Source organism: Microbispora sp. H10830 (genome assembly GCF_014161375.1).
GTDB classification, from domain to species: Bacteria; Actinomycetota; Actinomycetes; order Streptosporangiales; family Streptosporangiaceae; genus Microbispora; species Microbispora catharanthi.
Window position 1 is genome coordinate 78552 of record NZ_JABBWX010000016.1, and the last position, 16541, is coordinate 95092.

Here is a 16541-nt window from a genome sequence, read left to right on the forward strand (position 1 = left end):
GACTAGAACCAAATTCGGTTGTCAGTCTGCCACATCCGCCGGTTCAGCCACAGTGGGTCAGGCGGGCATGCTCGCGCCGGCAGCGCGGATCCCAGTGGGCACCAAACCGCATCAGTGAGGCGGCCAGCTCCGGGTGCGCGGCGGCCCAGACGTCGTCGAAGAGGAACCACTGCCGGTAACCGAAACGTTCGTCCATGTGGATCGCCATCTGGGCCAGGTGGTCGTCGCACCGGATGAGCGTGCGACCTGGGTCGCGTCCGTCCGCCGGGACGCCGTCCTCCAGCAGGCGCAGCGCATGCCCGTGCGCCCGGGAGTGCGGAGCACTGATCTCGGGCAGCCACTCCTCCAAAGGCCCCCAGCGGTTGCAGCGCTCCAGTGCGGGCCCGATGTCCTCGTCGCCGGGAGCGATCAGGGCGCGCAGGGCACACAACTCGCCGGAAAGGAGATCGGGGTCCGCCGCGCGCAGCGCCGCCGCGAGCCCGGGCAGCCGCACACCAGGAAACGCCTTCGGCCATGAACATCCCACGCTGGCGAAGGTGGCATGGAATGTGATCAGTACGGCATACGTCACGCCCTCCCCGCCGAGCGGCGCGGACGTGATGACGTCGACCGGCCCCGGAGGCGTGAACGCTTCCCGGGCGGGAGGCGCGTTCAGGGGCAGTTCCCAGTCCTCATGCAGGAGGTAGGCCCACCGATCCGGCTCGGATGCCACCACGTGGTCGTCCACGAAGAAGTACGCCAGCTCGACCTCGTCGTCATCGGTGAGCACCCGCACGCTGTGCCGGTCCACCCGCAGCGTCCGTTCGACGTACAGATGCTCCTTGAGCATCCGGCGCAACTCGTTATGGGTGCGGGGGGCCGGCAGCCCGGTCTCGAAGATGGTGTGCAGACCGTAGACGTTCGCGCCGAGTTCGCGCTCCACCCACTTGTACGCGTCCTCCGACGCGGCGTCATCCCATACCCTGCGAAACCAGTCGAGCACGGTGGCATCGGGGAAGTGCCGGACGAGCCGGCCGGACGGCCCCTCGTAGACGCTGCGGTAGACGAAGTAGACCACGCCGCCACCATCGCAGGCGGCACCGACAGAATCGACCGTGTGTAGCACGGGGACGCGCCATGAGCGTTCGCCATGATCAGGCTCGACGTCACACACGCGATGTCCACGAGCTCCGCCGCGTGATATCAGACGACGACCATGCGCCGTTGGGTCATGACACGACTGCAGGCCGGACGGACGGAGAGCCCAGGATTTCGGACCCGTCCCCGTCTCCCTCCTTGGCGCGTCTGCGGGCCGCCCGGACAGTTGGGCCATGACTCACACCACGCCTGAAAGGCACACCGGTGACCACCCCGCCACACGGCGATGGGGCCGTTTCGCCCTGCACTACCTCGAGATGGTGGTCGCGATGTTCGCGGGGATGTTCGCACTCGGCCTGCTGTGGTCCGCCCTGGGGATCGACCCCTCGTACGCCCGCGATCCCGAGCTCGCCTACCTGCTGATGGCGTTCGACATGTCGGCCGGAATGGCCGTCTGGATGCGCGTGCGCGGCCACGCCTGGGCTCCGGTCCTGGAGATGTGCGGCGCGATGTTCGTCCCGATAGTGCCGTTGTTCCCGGTCCTGTGGCTGGGCCTGATCGACGGCATGGGCCTGATGGTCGCGGCCCACGTCGCGATGTTCCCGCTGATGCTGGCGGCCATGTTCCGGCGCCGCGACGAGTACGCACACTGACGCGGGCGTTCAGAAGCGATAGCTCATGTGCTTGACGCCGTTGATGAAGTTGGACAGCAGGTAGGACGGCTCGCCCACGGAGCGGATGGCGGGCATGCGGTCGAACAGTTCCCGGAACATCACGGTGATCTCCCGGCGGGCGAGGTGGGCACCCAGGCAGTAGTGGGGGCCGTGGCCGCCGAAGCCGACATGGGGGTTGGGACTGCGGGTGATGTCGAAGACGTCGGGATCGCGGAAGACCGCCTCGTCCCGGTTCGCCGAGTTGTAGAACAGCAGGACCTTGTCCCCCGCGCGGTAGTCGTGGCCGTTCATGGTGTGGTCACGTGTCACGGTGCGCCGGAACTGGATGACGGGGCTGGAGTAGCGGACGATCTCCTCCACGGCGCCCGCGATGCGCCCGTCGAAGTCCTCCAGCAGCAGCGCACGCTGGCCGGGATGGTCGGTGAGCAGTTTGAGCCCGTGGGCGATGGCGTTGCGGGTCGTCTCGCTGCCCGCGACCACCAGCAGGATGAAGAACGAGCCGAGTTCCTGGGCGGTCAGGCGCTCCTCGCCGTTCACGAGCTTGCTCGTCAGGTCGTCGGTGGGCCGCCGGCGGCGCTCCCCGGCCAGGCGACGGGCCAGCGCGTTCAGGTCGTGCCCGGCCCGCAGCAGCGCGGCCAGGCCGCGGGCCGTGGTCCAGCGGCCGAAGGAGGCGTCCGGCCGGGACGGGTCGACGGTGACGCCCGAATACTCGGAGTCGGCGTTGGCCAGGATCGTGTTCGTACGGCGCAGCACCCGGTCGTGATGTCCGGCCGGGATGCCCATCATGTCGCAGATCACCCGTACGGGTAATCGGGCGGCGATCTGGGTGACGAAGTCGCCCGGCCCCTCTCGCACGGCCCTGTCGACGATCTCGCGGGCGGCCCGGCCCAGATCCTCCTCCATCTTGGCCAGGATGCGCGGGGTGAACGCCCGCGAGACGATCCGCCGCAGCCGGGCGTGCCGGGGATCGTCCATGTTGATCATGGAGCCGAAGTAGACGGCCAGCCAGCGCGGCATGTCGGGGATGCTGTTGGCCGTCGGCTCGCTGCTGAAGACGACGGGGTCGCGGCTCGCCTCGGTCACGTCGGCGTGCCGTACGAGCGCGTAGTAGCCGGGGCCGTGACCGATGAAGGGGATCTTGTTCTCGCGGAAGAAGACGGGCCGGCCGAGCGCGCGCAGGCGGCGGAACGCCTCGTGCCGCTCGGCCTGGGGCAGTCCCCAGAACGGGATGTGGGACAGGTCGACAGCCGTGTCCATGCCGCCCACTCTTGTGCGGGGGCACAGCCTCGTCAAGGGTCGAGAACACCCTTGTCACCGGACCCTCAAAATCCGCTCCCCGAGCCGTTACGCTGAGGTACCTACCGGTTGGTATGGACCGAGGGTCCGATAGAAGAGGGAGCGGCAGATGCTCAACCTGGCCGTCGTGCTGGAAGACAGCGCACGGGAGAAGCCCGACGCCACCGCGGTCGTCTTCGGCGACATGCGCCTGCCGTACTCGCTCGTGAACACCATCGCCAACCAGGTCGCCAACCTGCTGGTCTCACGCGGCATCGGCAGGGGCGACAAGGTGGCGCTGGCCTGCCCCAACCTGCCGTACTTCCCGTTCGTCTACTACGGGATCCTCAAGGCGGGCGCGACCGTCGTCCCGCTGAACGTGCTGCTGCAGGCCAGGGAGATCGCCTACCACCTGGACGACTCCGACGCCAAGGCCTTCTTCTGCTTCGAGGGCTCGCCGGAGCTGCCGCTGGGCCAGCGGGGCCGGGCCGGCTTCGCCGACGCCGAGCGCGCCGAGCACTTCTTCGTGCTGCCGGCCACGCCGTTCGCCACCGAGTCCGAGCTCGGCGAGACGCTGTGGGCGGCCCTCGAAGGGGTGTCCGGCGAGTTCGAGACCGTGCAGACCTCCGCCGACGACACGGCGGTGATCCTCTACACCAGCGGCACCACCGGCCAGCCGAAGGGCGCCGAGCTCACCCACCAGAACATGGTCATGAACGCCATCGCCAGCGACGAGATGTTCCCCCGGCAGACGGAGAACACCTACCTCGTCGCGCTGCCGCTGTTCCACTCCTTCGGGCAGACGGTGCTGATGAACGCCGGGTTCCGGCGCCGCGGCGCGCTCGTGCTGCTGCCGCGCTTCGAGCCGGCCGAGGCTCTCACGCTGATGAAGCGCGAGCAGGTCACGCTGTTCGCGGGAGTGCCGACCATGTACTGGGCCATGCTCACCGCCGTGCACGCCGGAACGGCCGAGGTGCCGTCCTCGCTGGTCACGGCGGTCTCCGGCGGCTCGGCGCTGCCGGTCGAGGTGCTCAAGGACTTCAGCGCGACGTTCGGCGTGGACATCCTGGAGGGCTACGGCCTGTCGGAGACCTCGCCCGTGGCCTCGTTCAACCAGCCGGGCAGGCCCGCGAAGGCCGGCTCGATCGGCACGCCGATCTGGGGCGTGGAGATGAAGCTGGTCGACGCCGACTGGAACACGGCCGACGACATCGGCGAGATCGCCGTCCGCGGCCACAACATCATGAAGGGCTACTACAACCGGCCCGAGGCGACGGCGCAGGTCATGAAGGACGGCTGGTTCCGCACCGGCGACGTGGCCCGGCGCGACGAGGACGGCTACTACTTCATCGTCGACCGGGCCAAGGACATGATCATCCGGGGTGGCTTCAACGTGTACCCCCGGGAGATCGAGGAGGTCCTCATGACCCACCCCGCGGTCTCGCTCGCCGCGGTCGTCGGGGTGCCCCACGACTCCCACGGCGAGGAGGTCAAGGCGTACGTCATCCGCAAGCCCGGCGCCACGACCACCGAGGAGGAACTGGTGGCGTGGTGCCGGGAGACGATGGCGGCCTACAAGTACCCGCGGATCGTGGAGTTCCGCGAGTCCCTGCCGATGACCGCCACCGGCAAGATCCTCAAGCGCGAGCTGCGGTAGAGACCTTTACGGCCAGTCGAGGGACGGGCGCAGCTCGACGTGCGACTGTCCCTCGTCGAGCCGGACGCCGAGCACCTGGTGCAGCTGCACCTTGTTGCGCTCGAACCCCACGACGCAGCCGGCCATGTAGAGCCGCCAGACCCGGGCGGTGCCCTGGCCGACCTCCTCGACCGCGTCCTCCCAGTTGGCGTCGAGGTTCTTGCACCACTCGCGCAGCGTCAGCGCATAGTGCTCACGCAGGTTCTCCTCGTGGCGGACCTCGAAGCCGGTGTCCTCCATCTGGCGGATCAGGTAGCCCACCGACTCCAGCTCGCCGTCAGGGAAGACGTAGCGGTTGATGAAGCCGCCCTTGTTGAGGGTCTTCTCGGTGCTGGTCGGGCGGGTGATGCAGTGGTTGAGCAGGCGCCCGCCTGGCTTGAGCTTGCCGTACAGGAAGGAGAAGTACGACGGCAGGTTGTCCTTGCCGATGTGCTCGGTGAGGCCGATCGAGCTGACCCGGTCGAAACCGGTCTCCGCGACGTCGCGGTAGTCCATGTAGCGGACCTCGGCGAGCTCGGAAAGCCCGGCCTCCGCGATGGCCTTCTGCGCCCACTCGGCCTGCTGGCGCGACAGCGTGACGCCGAGGCCCTTCACGCCGTACTCCTTGGCCGCGTGCATGACCATGCCGCCCCAGCCGCAGCCGACGTCGAGCAGCCGCATGCCGGGCTTGAGGTCGAGCTTCCTGGCGACCAGGTCGAACTTCGTGTACTGCGCCTCCTCCAGCGTCGCGTCCGGCCGCGGGAAGACCGCGCAGGTGTACGCCATGGAGGGGCCGAGCACCCACTCGTAGAAGCGGTTGGAGACGTCGTAGTGGTGGTGGATCACTTCGGCGTCGCGCTGCTTGGCGTGCCGGCTGCCCAGCTTCGCCAGCGTGCTCTGCCGCGCCTCCTGCGGCGGCGGCGGCACCCGCATCAGCAGCGGCTTGATCCCGAGCGAGCGGACCGCGGCGACCTTCTCGCTGAGCGGCAGGTCGTTGAGCGTCAGCGACCACATCCGGTCGAGCAGGGTGTACATGTCCCCGTGCACGTCGATGTGCCCGGAGATGTACGCGCGGGCGAGGCCGAGCTCTCCCGGCGCCTGCGCGAGGTAGGCCACCGCCGCCGGCGACTTCACCTCGATGCGGACGTCCGCTCCCGAGGACCCGGCCTTGCTGCCGTCGTAGGCGACGAACTCGACGCCCGCGTCAGGACCGACGATCTTTTCGAAGATCTCCGCAAGAGTCATTGCACCTCTCCCGACGTAACGACGCCTACCGGCCTCTGACGCACTTGTCATAGAGGTCCAGCAGCCGGCCGCCCGGGTCGTAGGCGCGCTTGACCGGCCAGTAGGCGTCTCCGTTGTAAAGCCGCCAGAACTCCTCACGCTCATAGAAAGAGGTGGAGTACAGCGACTTGTGGCCGTCGAGCGAGTGCACCGCACGCTCGATCAGCCGGTTGTAGTACCCGTCGTACTGTCCGCGCGGCAGCGGAACCATGCCCCAGAAGCCGAAGTTCACGTACAGGCGGCCGGGCTCCAGCGGATAGAGCGCCCACTGGCCGGTCGCCTTGAGCGGGCACATCCACACCGGGGTCATGCCGACCTCGTCGTGGAAGACCTCCAGGAACTCGGCGCCGCGCTCGATCGGCACCTCGACGTCCTGGATGACCGACTCGTGCACGGGGTTGTTCCGCCAGCGGTCGATCCGGGCGGTCACGCCGTACCTCTGGTCGAGGCCGACGAGCTTGCGATAGACGTCCGACCGCAGGTAGCGGCGCGGGAGGAGCGAGCGGACCAGCGGCTGCTGCACGCCGAACGCGCGCGAGCACCAGAACCAGTCGGTGTCCCAGCGCCACAGGTAGTCGCGCACGGTCAGCCAGTCGCGGACGCGGCTGCGGATCGACTGGTAGTAGATCCGCATGCCCGTGTAGTCGGACGTGTAGGGCGCCCGCTCGGAGAACGAGCCGACCGTGATGTACAGCTCGTCGGGACCGAAGAACGTGCCGTCGACGAAGTCCACCTGCTCGCCGTCGTGCTCGCGGCTCTCGCAGATCTCCTGCATGGCGAGCATGCACTTGTCGGCGTCGCTGAAGCGGATGTGCGTCAGCTTGACGTACGGCTTCACCCGGGCCAGCTTGATCCGGATCCGCAGCGCGTAACCGAGCGTGCCGTAGGAGTTGGGGAACGCGTGGAACAGGTCCGCGTGCTCGTTGTCGGCCCGGGCCACCACGATCCGCCCCTCGCCGGTGAGGATCTCCAGTTCCTCGACCGACTCGTGCGGCAGCCCGTCCTTGAAGCTCGTCGACTCGATGCCGAGACCCGTGACCGCGCCGCCCAGCGTGATCGTCTTGAGCTGCGGCACGACGTACGGCATGAGCCCGTGCGGCAGCGTGGCGTCCACCAGGTTCTCGTACGTCGTCATGCCCTGGACCTCGGCCGTCATGGTCACCGGGTCCACGTGGATGACCTGGTCCAGATCGCGGGCGGACAGCGTGGCCGTCTTGGCCGGCGCGCGGAAGCGGAACAGGTTCGTCGTCGCCTTCGCCAGCCGGGGAGCGGAGTCCTCGGGAATGGCCGCGTAGGAGTCCCTGATCTGCTCGACGGCCTTCTGATGGGCGGTCATACTGGCCGTGCGCTCTGGCATGACACCACCCCCATGGATCGTAGAGATCGCCTCTTGGCACGCTATCCCCGGAGGGGAACGCAGACCAGAGTAGACACGTTACGGCCGCGAAAACTATCTGGAATTCCCGCGGCGCCCCGTCGGCGTAGATCGTATCCTGCCCTTTTTCATCGCCTCCGCCGCCCCTGCCGTAACTGAGGAAACCGTCATCACCTGGGCGGACGCCGGCGGACGCGCGGGTCGGCGCCGTTGACCACGTTGACGACGGGACGGCCCTCTATCGCGGCGGTGAGGTTGTCCAGCACGCACCGGATCAGCCGGGTCGTCGCCTCGGGCGTGACCCCGGCCGCGTGCGGCGACAGCAGGACCCCCGGGCAGGAGCGCAGCGGGTCGTCGGGCGCCGGGGGCTCGCTGTCGTACACGTCCAGCGCCGCGCCGGCGAGGTGGCCGGACTCCAGTGCGGCCTGCAGCGCCGCCTGGTCGACCACCCCGCCCCGGGCCGCGTTGACCAGCACCGACCCCTTGGGCATGCGGGCGATCCTCTCCGCGCCGATCAGCCCGCGGGTCTCCGGCGCGAGCGGCACGGCCAGGACGAGCACGTCGCTCCCCGCCACCAGCGCGTCGAGGTCCAGGTAGGCCGCGCCGTACGACTCGGGCTTGGGCGTGCGCGACCAGTAGGAGACCCGGCAGCCGAGCGCGCCGAACAGGCGGGCGCAGGCCGCGCCGATCGGCCCGAAGCCGATCACTCCCACGCGGCATCCGGCGAGTTCACGGCGCTGGTAGGCGAACTGCGGCCACTCCCCCGCCCGCATGTCCCTGTCGCCGTCCGCGAGGTGGCGCAGCAGCGCCAGCGCGGCGGCCAGGCACCATTCGGCCACCGCGTCGGCGTTCACCCCCGCGGTGTTGGCGAGGGGCACCCCGGCGCGGGCCAGCGCCTCCGGGTCGTGCCCGTCCACACCGACCGACGGCTGCTGCACGAACGCCAGGCGCGGCGCCAGCCGTACGGCCTCCGCGTCGAGGGCCAGGGCCCCGCTCCAGTCGCCGACGACGATCTCGGCCTCGGGCAGCGCGTCCAGCAGCGCCGCGCGGTCGCGGTGGGCGGGGACGCGCACCGCGACGCGGCCGTCGAGGTCGGCGAACAGGCCGCGCACCGCGTCCTCAGGAAGCGGCGGCAGCGCGAGAACATTCCACGTCACGGGCGCAGTCTCGCACGCCTACAGAAACATGTTCTACTTAGCGCGTGAAGTGATGCCGCTCTGAGGAGGGTTCGGATGGAGGAGTCGCGGGGACCGCTGGGGGGGATCCGGGTGCTGGAGCTGGCCGGTCTCGCGCCCGGGCCGTTCGCCGGGATGATGCTCGCCGACCACGGCGCCGAGGTGCTGCGGATCGACCGGGTGAAGGCCGTGAGCGACACCCCGCGCCGCGACGTGATGGACCGCGGCAAGCGCACGATCGGCCTCGACCTGAAGTCGCCCGAGGGCGTCGCCGCCTTCAAGCGGCTCGCCGAGCGGGCCGACGTGGTGATCGAGGTGTTCCGGCCCGGGGTCGCGGAACGGCTCGGCATCGGGCCCGCCGACCTCCACGCGGTGAACGAGCGGCTGGTCTACGGCCGCATGACCGGCTGGGGCCAGGACGGCCCGCTCGCCTCCGCGGCCGGGCACGACATCGACTACATCGCGATCGCCGGGGTGCTGTCGATGCTGGGCCGCGAGGGCGGCAAGCCCACCCCGCCGATCAACATCCTCGGCGACTTCGCCGGCGGTGGGCTCATGCTGGCGTACGGCGTGCTGCTGGCCCTGCTGGAGCGCGAGCGCACCGGCCGCGGCCGGGTGGTGGACGCCGCGATGGTGGACGGCGCGGCGCTGCTGTTCTCGATGTTCTACGGCGGGGTGCACTCCGGCCACTGGGGCCCGCGCGGCACCAACCTCCTCGACACCGGCGCCCCCATGTACGACACGTACGAGACGGCCGACGGCGGCTATCTCGCCGTGGGCGCGCTCGAGCCGCAGTTCTGGGCGGAGATGCTCGCCCGGATGGGCATCGGCGACATGCCCGACCGCGACGACCGGGCGAACTGGCCGGCCATCAGGGAGCGGCTGACCGAGGCGTTCCGGTCGCGCACCCGGGCCGAGTGGGAGGCGGTCTTCGAGGGCTCCGACGCCTGCGTCTCCCCCGTGCTCGACCCGCGCGAGGCCGTCCGGCATCCGCACAACCAGGCGCGTGGCACGTTCGTGGAGGTCGGCGGGCTGCCGCAGGCCGCGCCCGCGCCCCGGCTGGCCGGCGCGCCGCGCGGCGACCTGTCCCCGGCCACCCGGCTGCACGACCTGAGCGCCTGGGGCCTGCCCGGCGACGAGGCGAAGGCCCTGCGCGCCGCCGGCGTGCTGGCCTGACCCCGCCGGCCCGACCGCCTCGCCCTGACGAGGTCGCCCTGACCACCTCGCCCTGACCATGCCGCCCTGACCATCCACGTCGCCTGGCCGCGTCGCCCTGACCGTGCCGGCCTGGCCTCCGCTCCCCTGACCCCCGCTTCCCCTTCCCCCTTGACAATCGAGGAGTCCCCCGCACATGGACCTTTTCGAGGCCCTCTACACGACCCGCGCCATGCGGCGGGTCAAGCCCGACCCGATCCCGGCGGAGGTCCAGGAACGCATCCTGGACGCCGCCGTCCGCGCCCCCAGTGCCGGCAACACCCAGGGCTGGCGGTTCCTGCTGGTGGACGACTCCGAGGTGAAGTCCCAGCTGGGGCCGCTGTACCGGGACGCGCTCGGCAGGCTGTTCGAGGGGCACTACAAGCCGATGCGCGAGCAGGCCGAGGCGACCGGCGACACCCGCACGCTCAGCGTGCTGCGGTCGGCCCAGCACCTGGCCGACCACTTCGAGACCTACCCCCTGCTGATGTTCGCGTTCACCCGCAACGACCCGAGCGGCGGTTCCATCTACCCCTCGGTGTGGAGCGCCCAGCTGGCCGCCCGCGCCTTCGGCGTGGGCAGCGCGCTGACGTCCGTGCTGGGGCTGTTCCACGGCGCGGAGACGATGCGGATCCTCGGCGTGCCCGAGGACAAGGGCTGGCAGGTGGCGTGCATGGTCACCTTCGGCTACCCGACCGGCCGCTGGGGGGTGGCCCCGCGCCGGCCCGCCCACGAGGTCGCCTACCGCAACCAGTGGGGCGAACCGGTCGGCTTCGAGATTCCCGAACCCCTCTGGGCGCCCTGAGTCGATCACGCTGACCGCCCTTCGATGAAGCAGCTCTTGAATCGAATGTAGTACACCTACTACATTCGAGAGCACAGCTACTTCATTGGAGGGCGCATGCATGACGTCGTCATCCGCGTACGCGGGCTCCGCATGGCGTACGGGCCCATTCAGGTCCTGAACGGCGTCGACCTCGACCTGCGCAGGGGCGAGGTGTTCACGCTGCTGGGCCCCAACGGCGCCGGCAAGACCACGCTGGTGGAGATCCTCGAGGGGTTCCGCACGGGCTGGTCGGGCGAGGCCGAGGTGCTCGGCGAGAACCCGGCGCGCGCCGGGGACGCCTGGCGTGCGCGGCTCGGCGTGGTCATGCAGTCGTGGCGCGACCACCCTCGCTGGCGGGTGCGCGACCTGCTCGCGCACGTCGCGGCGCACTACGAGAAGCCGCGCGACGTCGACGAGCTGCTCGCCACGCTCGGCCTGGCCGAGGCGGCGCACAACCGGGCGGGGGTGCTGTCCGGGGGCCAGCGCCGCCGGCTGGACGTCGCGCTCGGCATCGTCGGCCGTCCCGAGGTCCTGTTCCTCGACGAGCCCACGACCGGGTTCGACCCCGAGGCCCGGCGGGAGTTCCACCTGCTGATCGAGCGGCTGGCCGGAGAGGAGGGGCTGACCGTGCTGCTCACCACGCACGACCTGGCCGAGGCGGAGCGGCTGTCCGAGCGGATCGCCGTGCTCGCGGCCGGGCGGGTGGTCACCTGCGGCAGCCCGGCCGAGCTGGCGCGCGCCGTGCAGGTCCCGTCGCTGGTGCGCTGGGAGGACGGCGAGCTGGAGACCGCCGACCCCTCCGGCGTGGCCTGGGACCTGCACCAGCGGTACGGCGGCCCGGTCCCCGGGCTGGAGATCAGGCGGCCGACCCTTGAGGAGAGCTACCTGGATCTCATCGAGGAGGCGCGCGGAACCCGCGAGACGGCGACCGTGGGAGGGACGCGATGAACGCGACGACTCTGGGACTGCGGAGGGGCTGGACCGAGCAGCTCAACCTCTGGAGCGACCGCAAGGAGCTGCTGAACGCCCTCATCGGGACCGTCGGCACCTACGTGGTGCTCGTCCTGTTCATCGGGGGGAACGACGTGCCCGGCACGTCCGTGTCCATGGCGGCGTTCATGACGCCGGGGTTCCTGGCGTTCGCGGTGTTCTCGACCGGGCTCACGGTGCTGCCCATGTTGATCGCCGCGGACCGCGAGGAGGGCACGCTCATGCGAGCCCGCACGCTGCCCAGGGGCATCCGCGTCTACCTGACCGGGCGGGCCGTCACGACGCTGCTGACGATCGCGCTGAACGCCGCGCTCGTCCTGCTGGTCGCCGTGCCGCTCGCCGGGGTGGCCGCGCCGGCGACGCCCGCGCGGTGGTTCACGCTCGTCTGGGTCCTGGTGCTCGGCGCACTGGCCGTCGTGCCCATCGGCGCGATGATCGGCAGCCTGGTCTCCGGCCCGAAGACGGCCGCGGCGATGCTCCTGATGCTCATCTCCGGGGTGATGTTCCCGCTGGAGTCGCTGCCCGGGGTGGTGCGCGGCATCGCCCAGGTCTTCCCGCTCTACTGGCAGGGCCTCGGACTGCGCGCGGTGTTCCTGCCCGATTCCGTCCTCGCGGCCGAGCTCGGGCACAGCCGGCCGCTCGGCCGGGCGGCGGCCGTTCTGGGAGCGTGGGCGGTCGGCGGTATGGTTCTAGCCCCCTGGCTGCTGCGCCGGGTCCGCGGAAGATGAGCGGACTCATGGGCCCGACGGAGGTGAGACGTGGCCGAGGAGCCGGTGTTCAACCGCATCGCGGTGCTGAGGGCCGACCGCGGCGTCTCGCGCCGGGATCTGGCCGCCGCGCTCGGGGTGCATTACCAGACGGTGGGCTACCTGGAGCGCGGCGAGTACAGCCCCAGCCTCCACCTGGCCCTGCGGATCGCCGAGTTCTTCGAGGTTCCGGTGGAGGTCGTCTTCTCCCTCAAACCGTTTCCCAAACTGGGGAGCGCGTCGTGAACCTGCGCGAACGCTGGAACCTCCACGTGGCCCGCGCGATGGAGCAGGACCACCTCGTGGCGCTGCACCGCACCCGGCGGCGGCGCCGCCTGCTCGTCGTGGCGGGCGCGGCGAGCGTGCTGCTGCTGTGGGCGGACGCCGCGGTGTCGTGGGCGATCGCCCCGAGCGACACCGCCGTCCGGGTCAACCTCGTGCTGCTGGTGGTCATGCTGGCGATCTACATCCCGGTCGTGACCGCGCTGAACAGCGCCACCCGCGGGCTCGCCTCGCTGCCGGAGAGCCACCTCGACGAGCGGCAGGTCGCCGAACGGCTCCGGGCGCACACGTACGCGAACAGGGTGATGCGGCTCATCCTGGCCGGCCTCGCGGCGTTCGTCGTGGTCGCGACCTGGAGCGAGGGAGAGAAGTCCCATATCCCCGCCGCGGCCGTGTTCCTCGGCGTCTTCGCCCTGTGGTGGACGCACTTCCTGCTACCGCTGCTGGTCGCGGGGTGGCGGCTGCCCGACCCGCCGCCCGACGACGACCAGGACGACGACCAGGACGACGATCAGGCCGGCGTCGCCTGAACCTGCGCCGGGGGCCCGGAGGGCTCGCCGAACGACGGCAGCGTGGCCACGAAGAGGTCGACGCCCCCGGGGTGGTGAATCTCCAGGTCGGTGGTGAAGGCGCGGGCCGGCGCGGCGCCCGACTCGGTGTGCTTCCACACCTGCTGCCAGGTGTCGAGAAGCGCCCCGGGCATCGGTCCCCGCGCCTCGAACAGCAGCGCGGGCACGCCGGGCACCCGTACGGCGACCATGCCCTCGGGCAGTCGCGCCGCCGTGCGGACGGCCACGCCGACGATCTGCGTGTAGGCGCCGTTGTGGTCGCTCTCGTAGTCGGTCAGCACGGCGTACAGGTTCTCGTCGATCCGGCCGGGCACGTGCGCGAAGGCTCCGGTCGCTCCGGCGCGGCCCCACAGGCCCGGCAACTGGGCGCGGGCCGGGTCCGCCTCCGCCGCGTTGGTCGTCCGTACGGCATAGCCGACGACGAGCGTCTCCGGACGGTCAACGATGATCACATGCTCTCCCTTCAGGCGAGGTCAATGTATCCCGTGTCCGGGTCTGCTCCGGCGTCGGCCGGGAATGCCGGGTATGACCCGCTCACAACGTAGGCTGGACAAACGTGCGATTCCTCAATGATGTGACGCCGCCCTACGATCTCACGTACAGCGATGTCTTCATGGTGCCGTCTCGTTCCTCGGTCGGGTCGCGCCTCGCCGTGGATCTGTCCGCGGGCGACGGAACCGGCACCACGATCCCCGTCGTCGTCGCCAACATGACGGCCGTCGCGGGCCGCCGCATGGCCGAGACCGTCGCCCGGCGCGGCGGCATCGCCGTCATCCCCCAGGACATCCCGATCGACGTGGTGGCCGACGTCATCGAATGGGTGAAGAGCCGTGACCTCGTCCACGACACGGCCATCACGCTCACCTCCCACGACACCGTGGGCGAGGCGCTCACCCTGCTGCCCAAGCGCGCGCACGGCGCGGTCATCGTCGTCGACTGGGACAACCGCCCGGTCGGCGTGGTGACCGAGGCCGACTGCCACGGCGTCGACATGTTCACCCAGCTCTCCCAGGTCATGACCGAATCACCGCAGACGCTGCCGCGCGGTGTCGATCCGCAGGCCGCGTTCGAGGCGCTGCACGAGGGCCGCCACCGGCTGGCGCCCGTGGTGGACGAGAACGGCCGCCTGGTCGGCATCCTCACCCGCACCGGGGCGCTGCGCTCCACCCTCTACCAGCCCGCCGTGGACGCGCGCGGCCGGCTGCGCGTCGCGGCGGCGGTCGGGGTGAACGGCGACGTGGCCGCCAAGTCCAAGGAACTGCTCGACGCCGGCGTCGACGTGCTCGTGGTCGACACGGCCCACGGCCACCAGGAGAAGATGATCTCAGCGCTGCGGGCCGTGCGGGCGCTGGAGCCCTCCGTGCCGGTCGCGGCGGGCAACGTCGTCACCGCGGAGGGCGTACGCGACCTCATCGAGGCCGGCGCCGACATCGTGAAGGTCGGCGTGGGCCCGGGCGCCATGTGCACGACCCGGATGATGACCGGCGTGGGACGGCCGCAGTTCTCCGCCGTGCTGGAGTGCGCGGCCGAGGCCCGCCGTCTGGGCCGGCACGTATGGGCCGACGGCGGCGTGCGCCACCCCCGCGACGTCGCGCTGGCGCTCGCCGCGGGAGCCTCCAACGTCATGATCGGCTCGTGGTTCGCCGGCACGTACGAGTCGCCCGGCGACACCCGCACCGCCCCCGACGGGCGCAAGTACAAGGAGAACTTCGGCATGGCCTCGGCCCGCGCCGTACGGCTGCGCACAGCCGAGGACTCGCCGTTCGAGCGCGCACGCAAGGCGCTGTTCGAGGAGGGCATCTCGACCTCGCGGATGTACCTCGACCCGGCGCGGCCCAGTGTGGAGGACCAGATCGACGCCATCGTGGCCGGTCTGCGTTCCTCCTGCACGTACGCCGGCGCCACCACCCTGGAGGAGTTCCACGAGCGGGCGGTGGTCGGCGTGCAGAGCGCCTCCGGCTACAGCGAGGGCATGCCACTGCACCAAAGCTGGTGACTCCTCCTATTCCGTAGAGGAATATCGGGCTCTCCGGGGGTAGTGCGTCCGTGTACCGACCGCACTACCCCGCGGAGGCGATCATGCAGTACTCCCCGGCCGGAGGGCCGGTCAGTCCGGCGGCCGACAGACGGCTGCTGGTCAGTTACGACAACTACGCGGCGGCGCAGCGCGCCGTCGACACCCTGTCGGACGCCGGGTTCCCGGTGGAGAACACCGCGATCGTCGGCAGCGACCTGCGTCTGGAGGAGACCGTCACCGGGCGGCTCACCAACGGCAAGGCGGCGCTGTCCGGCCTGATCACCGGCGCGGTGTTCGGACTCATCGTCGGCCTGTTCCTCGGGCTGTTCACCTCGGCCACGACCTCGTTCTTCGGACTGGTGCTGTGGTCGATCCTCTGGGGCGCCATCGCCGGCGCCGCCTTCGGCTTCACCAGCCACGCCTTCACCGGCGGGACGCGCGACTTCTCGTCGAGGAGCTCGATCGTCGCCGGGCGCTACGACGTGCTGGTGGCCTCTCCCATGCTCGACCAGGCCCAGGCGCTGCTGCAGGGCGGCGTGCAGCCGGCCGACACCGTCGTGGTTCAGCGTCCGCCGTCGGCGGGGCCGGTCACGACGTCACCTGCCGCGGCGGGTGACACCGCTCCGCAGGACACCGGCTACCCGCTGACCGAGGACCGGGCGGAGGCCCGTGCGGAGGAGGCCCGTGCGGAGGAGGTGCGCGCCGAGGAGGCGCGCGACGACGACCGGGCGGGCCTGTCGAGGGGCCGTCGCCCGTAATCCTCGTCGGCTCCGGAGTTGCGACGCCTTCCCCACCCCGCGTGGGGAAGGCGTTCTCGTGTCGGCCGTCCCCGGTAGAGTCGTCAGCCTGCCGGAACTCCCGGCACAGGAAGCGCTTCGGGAACACAGAGAACAGGAGACCCACGTGGCACTGGAGAAGCCGGAGATCGACTTTCCCGAGGGCGCGCCGCCCGCGGACCTGGAGATCGTCGATCTCGTCGAGGGCGACGGGCCGGAGGCCAAGCCCGGGCAGAACGTGACCGTCCACTACGTCGGGGTGGCGTTCTCCACGGGTGAGGAGTTCGACGCCTCCTGGAACCGCGGCCAGCCGTTCCAGTTCCCGCTCGGCGGCGGCCGGGTCATCGCCGGCTGGGACCGCGGCGTGGCCGGCATGAAGGTCGGCGGACGGCGCCGTCTGACGATCCCCCCGCACCTCGGGTACGGCAACCGCGGCGCGGGCGCCCTCATCAAGCCCGGTGAGACGCTCATCTTCGTCGTCGACCTGCTCGGCGTCGGCTGACCGGGACACCGGTGCGGCGACGGCGGCGTTTCGGTTACAGGGGTAGGAGGGCCGGAGCGGTTCGAGGATGATGGCCGCGTGGACGATGCCCTCCCGAACCGCCT

At 70.7% G+C, this 16541-nt stretch carries 17 protein-coding genes; 11 read left to right on the forward strand and 6 right to left on the reverse strand.

Going from position 1 to position 16541, the window contains the following annotated elements:
* Window positions 1–43: 43 nt before the first annotated feature.
* Window positions 44–1057 carry a hypothetical protein gene (locus HHX35_RS33200; protein ID WP_182902613.1) on the reverse strand — a complete coding sequence of 338 codons (1014 nt, stop codon included), beginning with the start codon at window positions 1055–1057 and terminating at the stop codon, window positions 44–46.
* 253 nt (window positions 1058–1310) lie between these two features.
* On the opposite strand from HHX35_RS33200, the gene HHX35_RS33205 reads away from it, so the two are divergent.
* Window positions 1311–1730 (forward strand): hypothetical protein, encoded by a 420-nt coding sequence (locus HHX35_RS33205; RefSeq protein WP_220506191.1) that lies wholly within the window; start codon window positions 1311–1313, stop codon window positions 1728–1730.
* A 9-nt stretch (window positions 1731–1739) separates the two neighbouring features.
* Here the strand turns inward: HHX35_RS33205 and HHX35_RS33210 are convergent, their stop codons facing one another.
* The gene (locus HHX35_RS33210) at window positions 1740–3008 is read right to left on the reverse strand and encodes a cytochrome P450 (RefSeq protein ID WP_182902614.1); all 1269 of its coding nucleotides are present in this window, start codon (window positions 3006–3008) and stop codon (window positions 1740–1742) included.
* 148 nt (window positions 3009–3156) lie between these two features.
* Between HHX35_RS33210 and HHX35_RS33215 the strand changes: the two genes are divergently transcribed.
* Window positions 3157–4683: a long-chain fatty acid--CoA ligase gene (locus HHX35_RS33215; protein WP_182902615.1), complete on the forward strand. Its 1527-nt coding sequence runs from the start codon at window positions 3157–3159 to the stop codon at window positions 4681–4683.
* 6 nt (window positions 4684–4689) lie between these two features.
* On the opposite strand, the gene HHX35_RS33220 is transcribed toward HHX35_RS33215, so the two are convergent.
* From HHX35_RS33220 to HHX35_RS33230, 3 genes are all read right to left on the reverse strand, one after another.
* On the reverse strand, window positions 4690–5946 hold the full coding sequence (locus HHX35_RS33220) for a class I SAM-dependent methyltransferase (RefSeq protein WP_182902616.1): 1257 nt from the start codon (window positions 5944–5946) through the stop codon (window positions 4690–4692).
* Window positions 5947–5971: 25 nt separating this feature from the next.
* Window positions 5972–7342 carry an FAD-binding oxidoreductase gene (locus tag HHX35_RS33225; protein ID WP_182902617.1) on the reverse strand — a complete coding sequence of 457 codons (1371 nt, stop codon included), beginning with the start codon at window positions 7340–7342 and terminating at the stop codon, window positions 5972–5974.
* Between the two features lie 188 nt (window positions 7343–7530).
* Window positions 7531–8517 (reverse strand): 2-hydroxyacid dehydrogenase, encoded by a 987-nt coding sequence (locus HHX35_RS33230; RefSeq protein ID WP_182902618.1) that lies wholly within the window; start codon window positions 8515–8517, stop codon window positions 7531–7533.
* A gap of 75 nt (window positions 8518–8592) precedes the next feature.
* On the opposite strand from HHX35_RS33230, the gene HHX35_RS33235 reads away from it, so the two are divergent.
* The 6 genes from HHX35_RS33235 (at window position 8593) to HHX35_RS33260 (ending at window position 13103) form a co-directional block, all read left to right on the forward strand.
* Window positions 8593–9711: a CaiB/BaiF CoA-transferase family protein gene (locus HHX35_RS33235; RefSeq protein ID WP_182902619.1), complete on the forward strand. Its 1119-nt coding sequence runs from the start codon at window positions 8593–8595 to the stop codon at window positions 9709–9711.
* Window positions 9712–9886: 175 nt separating this feature from the next.
* The gene (locus HHX35_RS33240) at window positions 9887–10534 is read left to right on the forward strand and encodes a nitroreductase family protein (RefSeq protein ID WP_182902620.1); all 648 of its coding nucleotides are present in this window, start codon (window positions 9887–9889) and stop codon (window positions 10532–10534) included.
* A gap of 96 nt (window positions 10535–10630) precedes the next feature.
* A complete protein-coding gene (locus HHX35_RS33245) occupies window positions 10631–11503 on the forward strand; it encodes an ABC transporter ATP-binding protein (RefSeq protein WP_182902621.1) in 873 nt (290 codons plus the stop codon).
* Window positions 11500–12273 (forward strand): ABC transporter permease, encoded by a 774-nt coding sequence (locus HHX35_RS33250; RefSeq protein ID WP_182902622.1) that lies wholly within the window; start codon window positions 11500–11502, stop codon window positions 12271–12273. The genes HHX35_RS33245 and HHX35_RS33250 overlap by 4 nt, the downstream gene beginning before the upstream one ends.
* A gap of 30 nt (window positions 12274–12303) precedes the next feature.
* A complete protein-coding gene (locus tag HHX35_RS33255) occupies window positions 12304–12537 on the forward strand; it encodes a helix-turn-helix transcriptional regulator (protein WP_079316115.1) in 234 nt (77 codons plus the stop codon).
* Window positions 12534–13103 carry a hypothetical protein gene (locus HHX35_RS33260; protein WP_182902623.1) on the forward strand — a complete coding sequence of 190 codons (570 nt, stop codon included), beginning with the start codon at window positions 12534–12536 and terminating at the stop codon, window positions 13101–13103. Before HHX35_RS33255 ends, HHX35_RS33260 begins: the two co-directional genes overlap by 4 nt.
* Here the strand turns inward: HHX35_RS33260 and HHX35_RS33265 are convergent.
* The gene (locus HHX35_RS33265; RefSeq protein WP_182902624.1) at window positions 13085–13594 is read right to left on the reverse strand and encodes a GyrI-like domain-containing protein; all 510 of its coding nucleotides are present in this window, start codon (window positions 13592–13594) and stop codon (window positions 13085–13087) included. The two genes, HHX35_RS33260 and HHX35_RS33265, sit on opposite strands and share 19 nt — an antisense overlap.
* A gap of 104 nt (window positions 13595–13698) precedes the next feature.
* Between HHX35_RS33265 and HHX35_RS33270 the strand changes: the two genes are divergently transcribed.
* From HHX35_RS33270 to HHX35_RS33280, 3 genes are all read left to right on the forward strand, one after another.
* Window positions 13699–15138: a GuaB1 family IMP dehydrogenase-related protein gene (locus tag HHX35_RS33270; protein ID WP_182902625.1), complete on the forward strand. Its 1440-nt coding sequence runs from the start codon at window positions 13699–13701 to the stop codon at window positions 15136–15138.
* 83 nt (window positions 15139–15221) lie between these two features.
* Entirely contained in the window at window positions 15222–15917 is a 696-nt protein-coding gene (locus tag HHX35_RS33275; protein ID WP_220506192.1) for a general stress protein, read from the forward strand.
* 145 nt (window positions 15918–16062) lie between these two features.
* Window positions 16063–16437, forward strand: a complete 375-nt coding sequence (locus tag HHX35_RS33280) for an FKBP-type peptidyl-prolyl cis-trans isomerase (RefSeq protein ID WP_079316111.1) — start codon at window positions 16063–16065, stop codon at window positions 16435–16437.
* Window positions 16438–16541: the final 104 nt, after the last annotated feature.